Annotated in this window: 3 protein-coding genes; all 3 read right to left on the reverse strand. The window is 59.8% G+C overall.

Features of this window, described 5'->3' with window-relative positions; genetic code table 11:
• A partial coding sequence (locus ACTHSN_RS10640) for a two-partner secretion domain-containing protein (RefSeq protein WP_440365313.1) occupies positions 1-5,261 on the reverse strand: 5,261 nt, incomplete at its 3' end.
• A 68-nt stretch (positions 5,262-5,329) separates the two neighbouring features.
• Entirely contained in the window at positions 5,330-7,075 is a 1,746-nt protein-coding gene (locus tag ACTHSN_RS10645; RefSeq protein ID WP_070461294.1) for a ShlB/FhaC/HecB family hemolysin secretion/activation protein, read from the reverse strand.
• A gap of 374 nt (positions 7,076-7,449) precedes the next feature.
• A partial coding sequence (locus ACTHSN_RS10650) for a transposase (protein ID WP_440365314.1) occupies positions 7,450-7,818 on the reverse strand: 369 nt, incomplete at its 5' end.

Raw genomic sequence — 7,818 nt, forward strand, 5'->3', positions numbered from 1 at the left:
TCGCCTTCGGCGGAGATTTGTGCGCCTTTGGCTTCGATGTTGCCTTCGGTGGCACGGATGCTGAGATGGCGGCCGGCTGTCAGCGAGCTGCCGACGGCTTCGGCGCTGCTGCCATCCTGCACCTGCGTGCTGCGGCTGCGGCCGCCGCTGATGACAACGGGCGTGCCCGCCGCCTGGCTGGCTTTGGCTGAGGCGCTGCTGCGCTGCATCCAGTTACCGACGATACTGTCGCTGTACCCGCCGCCCTGCATGGCTTTGTCCCAGGCATTTTTACCGGCGGTATAGGGGTCGTAAGTGATGCCGATCGAGAAGCCGCTTTGTTTACGCTGTGTCCGGCTGTGCTGTTCGCTGCGGTTATAGGCTTCGTCAAGGGAAACTTCGCGCCCCTGCAGCTTCAGATCGCCACCGGCATACAGCTGTGCGGCTTCGGTACTCAGTTTGCCGCCCGCCGCTACGGTGGTATCGCCTTTCAGGCTGCCTATCTGCGAGGAGACTACGGCAGACGATACGCTGTTTTGCTGCAGGTTTTCTTGGGTCTTGCCGTAACCGGCCATCGCTACGCCGTTTTTCAGGCTACCGGTGAGGCCGGACTTTTTGCGCTCGTGGTTTTCCCAATCTTGGTAGCGGTTCTGAGCAGCATCAACGCGCACTTCGCCGGCAGCGGTCACCAGGGTCTGCCCGTCGCTGATGACTTGGCTGCCGCGGATGCGGGTGTCGCCGCCGGAAGCCGTTCTGACTTCGCGGCCGGTAATCACGCTGCCGGCTGCTTCGTCGTGTTGGCGCCGGTATTGGTCCAGCCGGCTTTTGCTGCCGGTCAGGCTGCGGTCTTTGCTGTAGGTGGATTCGTCCAAATCCAGGGTGCGGCTGCCTTCGCTGATGTCGATGTTTCCTTGGGCGGCCAGGGTGGTGCGGCCGTTTTGGCTGTCGATTTGGCCTTGGCGGATGCTGAGCTCTTTACCGGCGGATACGGTGATGTTGCCGGCCGCTTCGATGCGGCTGCCTGCTTCGGCGCTTTGGTGAATGTGGCGGTGGTTTTTGTCGTTTGCCGCGCCGTAGCTTTCGTGGCTTTCGGTGCGGACGGTGCCGAGTGTGACGCTGCCTTCGCGGGCAATCATTTGGCTGTGGCCGTCGCGGGCGCGGTTGGCCAGGCGGGCGCCGTTCAGTTTGATGTCGTGCCCTGCTTCGAGGCTGAGCAGGCCTTGGCCGTCTTCTGTGCCGCTGACATACAGTCCGGCCACACGGTCAACGGTGGTGCGGCCGTTGTGCGAGTCGCCGCTTTGGGCGGTGCTGCTTTGGAGGGTGATGTTGTCGGCTTTGAGGCTGAGCAGCTGTTCGGCTTCGATGCTGCCGCCGGTGATGTCGATTTGTTGTTGGGCGTCGAGTATGACGTTTTTGCCGCCGATGCGGCCGCTGTTGCTGATGTCGCCGGCGGCCAGATCGACGATGCGCCGACCGGCCAGGGTGCCGCGGTTGTCGATGCGGCCGGCATTCAGCTGCAGGGCGTCGGCGCTGATGAGGCCGCCGGCACTGTTGAGATCGCCGGGGCGGGCGAGTACGTAGACTTTGGGTACGAGTACGCTTTGGCTGCTGCCGTCGGCCAGGGTAACGGTCTGGCTTTCAAGCCAGACGATGTCGCTGGTCAGCCGGGCAACCTGCTCGGGGGACAGGGCGATGCCGGGGGTCAGCTGCTGGGTGCGGGCGAAGCTGATGCCGGCGTCCATCAGGGCTTGGAATTGGGCTTCGTCGTTGGGGTAGCCGTCCAGACGGCGGTAGCCGGTCAGACGGGCAATCTGTTCGTTGATCAGGCGTTGCTCGTAATAGCCGTCGCCCAGCCGTTTGTGGGTGCGGTTGGGATCGGTTTGCAGGGCTTTGAGCATGTAGTCGCTGCCCAGCCAGGTGCGGTAGTCGGCATAGGCGGGATCGGTTTCCACCAGATAGCCGGGGCGGTCGGGACGGACGGTGTACAGGCTGCTTTCGGGCAGGCTGAAGCTGACGTCGGGACTTTTAATGCGCGGAGGGGCAACGGCGGCGGTGGCGGCATCGGCTGCGGCGGCATGGCCGGCAGGAGGGTTCAGGCTGCCTTGGTTTTGCAGAATGTCGCTCAGCTGGTTTTCAAAGTCGTGGGTGCTGACGCTCGGGTTGTTGTAAGCATAACCACCTCTCCAATAGACATGATGCCTGCCTCGGTGGCCATGGCTTCTTTCGAAGGTCGCATGTTCGCTTATGCCGACTTCTTCCAGACGCCGCTGCTCTTGGGTGGCGTGGTTGGCAATCTTGTCTTTGGAAAGCCCCGACAATGTGCCACCGATCAGGATTTTGCTGTCACTGTTACGCCATTCTCCGCCTTCGGCTTTCAGGTCGCCGCCAATCAGGATTTCGCCCGGACGGCTTTCTACGATACGTTGGCGGTAACGGTTCAGGCTGTATTGGTAGCGGCGTACCGCCGATACGTCGGAGCGTTCGAATTTGCGTTCGGTACTGCCGCTTTTCTGTCTGCCCTGCTCGTTGAAACGGAAGACCAGATTGGTTCGGTATTGGCTCATGTTGCCGTCTTCGCCGTCAATGTAGCGTTCGGGCTCGCCGGCAAAGGTGTAGGCAGTTTGGCGGCGGCTGTCGGCCAAATATTCTTCGGTGCGCAAACCGGCGTTCAGGTTGTCCAGTTTTTGAACGGCAATCTGCCCGCCTCCCGCTGCTTCAATCCGCGCGCCGCGGTTTTCCAGTCGCTCGGCCCTGCCTTCGGCCTGATGGCTCTCGTTCAAACGGCCGCCGATATGCAGTGTGCCTTCGCTGCTGATCAGGCTGGAGACGCTGCCGGTTTGTACTTGGCCGTTTTCAATCCGGCCAAAGCCGCTGCCGGTGTTGCTTATGCTGCGCATGCCGATGTCCAGCCGCTCTCGTGCGGCAATCACGGGGGCTTGGTTTTTGCCGTCTGCGCTTGCTTCTTCGCGGTTGTTCAGGCTGCCGCCGCCCAGGGCGAGACGGCTGCCGTAGATGCGGCCGCTGCCGATGTTGTTCAGGCTGTCTGCGGCATCAATACGGGTCAGGCCGTTGCTGTTGATCAGGCCGCGGTTGTCCACGGTGTCGGCGCCAATACGGGTATTGCTGCCGGAAACCAGTTTGCCTTCGGCGCGGTTGTCGATGTGCCGGGCACGGATGTCGAGGGCTGCGCCGCCGGCCAAACGGTGGCGGTTGCGGATGCTGCCGCCGCTTTCGATGCTGAGTGTGCGGCCGGCTTCGATGTCTGCGCTGCTGTCAAAGTCGGCGCTGAGTTTGAGGGCGGCATCACGGCCAGCGGCCAGGGTGCCGCTGCCGTCCAGTACCCGGGCATCCAGTCCGATGTCCTGTCCGGCCAAGATGCTGCCGTCTTGGTTGGTGATGTTGTCGGCGGCCAGTTTCAGGCTGCCGGCAGTGGTGATTTCGCCTTGTTCGTTGTTCAGGCCGTCTGAAAGGCGGATGTCGCTTTGGCTGTTGCTGCGGATGGCGCCTTGGCGGTTGTCGAGTCGGGTGCCATCCAGTTTCAGGCTGCCTGCGGCCAGGGCGCCGCCGCGGTTGTCGCTGTGGCTGCTGTGAATGTCGGCGCTGTGGGCGAGAATGTCGCCTTGGCGGTTGTCGAAACGGCTGCCGTCTGCTTTCAGGCTGCCGAGGGTGAGGCGGCCGCTGTTGGCCAGTTCGCTGTGTACGTTCAGATCGGTGCGGCCGCCCGCTTCGATGGTGCCGCTGTTGTCCAAACGGCCGGAGACGCTGATGCGGCCGTCGGCAGGAGTGGGAACTTGGGTATGGCCGCCGTGACTGTTGCCGCTATTGCCGTTGCCGTTATTGGCGGGCGGCCGCTTGTTGCCGGAGTGGGAACCATTGTTGTTGCCGTTTCCGCCGTTGTTGCCGCTACTGTTTCCACTGTTGCCGTTGTTGTTTTCCGGCAGGCCGATGCGGCCGCTGTTGGCCAGGCGGGCGGTATCGACGGCCAGATCCTGACTGCCGCTTTGGCTGATGCGGCCGCTGTTGTCCAATACGGGGGCGGCAATGTCCAGACGGCCGCCGTCGATTTGACCGCTGTTGTCAATCCGGGCGCTGCGGATGCGGTTTTCTGCGGTGCTGAGAATGCGGCCGCTGTTGTTCAGGCTGCTTTTGCTGTCGATGCTGCTTTGGCCGTGGGCGTAAAGGGTGCCGCTGTTGTCGGCTTGGCCGGCGTTAAGACGCAGGGTGCCGCCGTCTTGGGCGGCGACGGTGCCGCTGTTGGCCAGTCTTCCGTCGGCGCTGAGGGTCACGCCGCCGGCACCGGCGTAAATCTTGCCGGCATTGCGGATGCCGCTGCCGGCATCGGCAGCAATCAGGGTGATTTTGCCGGCATACATGCCGCCCAGGGCGCCGGTGTCGATGGCAAAGACGGGGGCGGATGAAGACGGAGTGCGAGGTGCGGCGGCGTCTTTCAGGCTGCCTGCGGCGTCGGTTTGGCCGGCGGCGGCAATCACTTGGACGTCCTGCCCCCAAATGCCGCCGTCAATCTTGGCGGCACGGCTGAGAATGCGGGTGTAGTCGGCACCGCGCCCGTCAAGACCCTGTGCGCCGATTTCAATACGGCCGCTGCCGATGTCCAAACCGTCGAAACGGCCGTCTGCCAGGATGGGACGGCCGGTGGTCAGGGTGGCACCTGCGCTGTTGATAAAGCCGCCGCCGTCGACGCGGATGCCGGCGGGGTTGGCCATCACCACTTCGGCGCGGCGGCCGGCGATTTCGATATAGCCGTTCAGCCGGCTCGGGTCGCTGCTGTTGATTTGGTTGACGATTACACGGGCTTCGTCGCGGGCGAGAAAGGGGTTGCCCTGTATCCAGCCGGCCTGGCGGGTGGATACGCTTTTATGGCTGTTGTTGAGAATGGTGCCGCGCGTGTCGACATCGAAACGGCGGTATTGGTTGACGGATACGCCGTGGGCGGTGGGGGTTTGGATATTGACCTGCGGTAGTCCGTTGCCGGTTTGCAGGATGACGGGCTGCTGGGATTTGGGGGCGGATTTGTCGGCTTGGATGTCGGCAGCGGCGGCGGGCACAATCAGGGCCGAACCGAAACCGAGCAGCAGGCTGAAAGTCAGCGTGCCCAAATGCAAACGGCAGCCTGAACGGGTTTTTAGGCTGCCGTCACCGCCACCGGTTTCTCCGCCTGAGCGCTCGCCGGGACTTTTGCCCTGCCCGATGGCAGTCTCGGCTACGGCCATCAGGATGCCGCGGGTGCGGTTGAAGACGATTTTATGGCAGTGTTTGTTCATGTTCTTGCGTCCGTGTGGAAATGGGAAACAGGCAGCCCAAATGCAGGCGGTGCCCGTGTTTTCTCCGGTTAAAACGAATAGTTTAGGTTGAAGCCGAAAACGGCGGTACGTTTGCTAAAGCCTTGCGGTTTTTTAATCGGTTTGCCGACAAACAGGTCGTAATTCAGGCTGCCGCCTGCTTTGAACTGGCCGCGCAGGCCGGCGGCGGCGCCGATTAGGGTTTGGCCGAGCAGGTATTGCGCCGAGTCGCCGGAAACATGGCCGCCGTCTAGCGCCAGATAAAACTGGTGGGCAGCCTGAAAATACCAGCCGGCTTCGTTGCGCCAGTACCAGCCGCGCTCGGCCGACAGTGAGCTTTCGCCGTCGAAGCCGCGCACGGTGTAGCGACCGCCGATGGCGATTTTGTCCAAAGGCGTCAGCGGGGTTTTATTCCACTGGGCATGCAGGGCGGTGTCATATACGAAGTGCTGCCGGCCGATTTGGAAGGGGTGGTTATAGCTGATGTCGGCAGTGATCACCTTCATTCTCGAAGTGCCTTCATCAAACACCTCTTCAGGGGCGGCAATGGCATCGGCCATGCCGGTGCCGCGCTTGTAGCCAAGGCCGATATCCAAAGTGCTGCGGCCGATGTATTCCTTGTGTTTTAGGCTCAACTGCCAACCGGCGGTTTTACGGCGCTGTACTTCGACTTCGGCATCATCGATAAAACTTTGGTTTTCTTTCTGCCACAGTTTGAAGCCGATATGGCTCTTGCGCCGCGCATCACGGTACAGCAGGCGGGTAAATCCGATGTCGCTGCCACGGCTTTTGCCGTTGTAGTCGTACACTTCATTGATACCCGCCACGGCTTGGTGGTAGCGGTAGTAGTTGTGGTTCCAGCTCCACAGCCAGTTGCCCGCAGGAACGGAATAGTGAAAGGCGTAGCTTTGGGTGCCGCCGGCGGTTTTTTTGCCCTCGGAGTCGGTATGGGTGTCGGTATGGCCCAGATGGCGGCCGTAGGACAGATAAAACAGATCGCTTAAGCCGAAAGGGTTGTCGGCAGAGAAAGTCAGGCTGCCTTGGTATTTGCCGGTGGTTTTGCTGCCGGAGTCGTCCACACCGAGCGACAGGCGGTAGGGCAGCAGCCGCTGCCGCCAGGCAACAATGATGTCGCTTTCATCGGGTGCATCGGCGGGAACGATTTGAATATCGGCTTCCGCGGTGGGTACGCGCTTGAGATTTTCCAGCCCCTGCTCGATACGGCGCAGATTCAGAATATCGCCGCCTTTCAACGGAATTTCGTTTTGAAAGGCGGCAATGCGCGCGGCACGGGTTTGGTCGTTGTGCGAAGTATCAGTGCGAACCGAGCGCACTTTGCCGGACAAAACGGTTAATTCCAAAGTTCCGCTGTTTAAATCCTGCGGTGCGGCCAAAATACGGGTAGTGGTATAGCCGCGGCCGATAACGGCGTTTTGTGCCGCAACCATAATGCGGTTGATGCCTTGCGCACCCAAACATTGTCCGGATTGGAAGCCGGTTTCTTTCAAGGCTTTTTTAAGTGCAAACTGAAAACGGCCGGCAGCATCGCCGGTCAGGGTAACGGTATGAATGGGGAAACAGGGGGATTCGGCCGATTCGGCTGCAGACGGAGTAAGCGTACTTTGCCGCGTATCTTCCAAACGCACATCGACTTCGCGCTGCAGCTGCTGCTCCTGCTGCCGGCGTCGCATTTCCTGACGTCTGAATTCGCTTTCTTCAATGGTATCGGCAAGTGCAGCCTGAAAAGAAAAGGCTGCCAAAATAGCTAAACTCAGATGGGTGTGTATGGCGGACATAATGTTAAACCCAGTATATTTTTACTTGAAAATAAACTCACTAAATTTTACAAAATCATTGATAAAATGTCAATGTCTTAACTTTATCTATAGATATCTGGCGCTGTTTACAGTATCTGAAGATTTCAAGAATGATACTGTGAAGCCTTATGGCAGCCTGAAAGGGTTGCGGTGTTTGAGATGTTGCCGGCGTATTTTTCTTAAGCTGTTGTGTAAAACACTGTTAGAGACCTTTGCAAAAAAGCCCTTCCCTCGACAACCGAAACCCAAACACAGGTTTTCGGCTGTTTCTCTCCCCTAATACCTCCTGATTTTACCCAAATGACCCCTTAATCCTCCCCGGATACCTGATAATCAGGCATCCGGGCCGCCTTTTAGGCACAAACAGGCACACTTAGCCTGTTAGCCGCTTTCAATAGGTTCAAACACATCGCCTTCAGATGGCTTTGTGCACTCACTTTGAGCAGACCAAAATAGGCTGCCCGGGTGTAGCGGAATTTACGGTGCAGCGTACCGAAGCTCTGTTCGACCACATAACGGGTCTTCGACAAATATCGGTTGCGTTTGGTTTGCACTTCCGTCAGCGGATGGTTGCGGTGGGCTTTGCGCATAATGCCGTCTAACAACTGATGCTCTTTCAGATGTTGCCGGTTTTCCTTACTGTCGTAGCCTTTATCGGCATAGACGGTCGTACCTTTGGGTAACCCTTCCAGCAAAGGCGACAGGTGTTTGCACTCATGGGC

Origin of the sequence: Neisseria sp. P0009.S010 (genome assembly GCF_051958545.1) — a bacterium.
Taxonomy (GTDB): Bacteria; Pseudomonadota; Gammaproteobacteria; order Burkholderiales; family Neisseriaceae; genus Neisseria; species Neisseria subflava_A.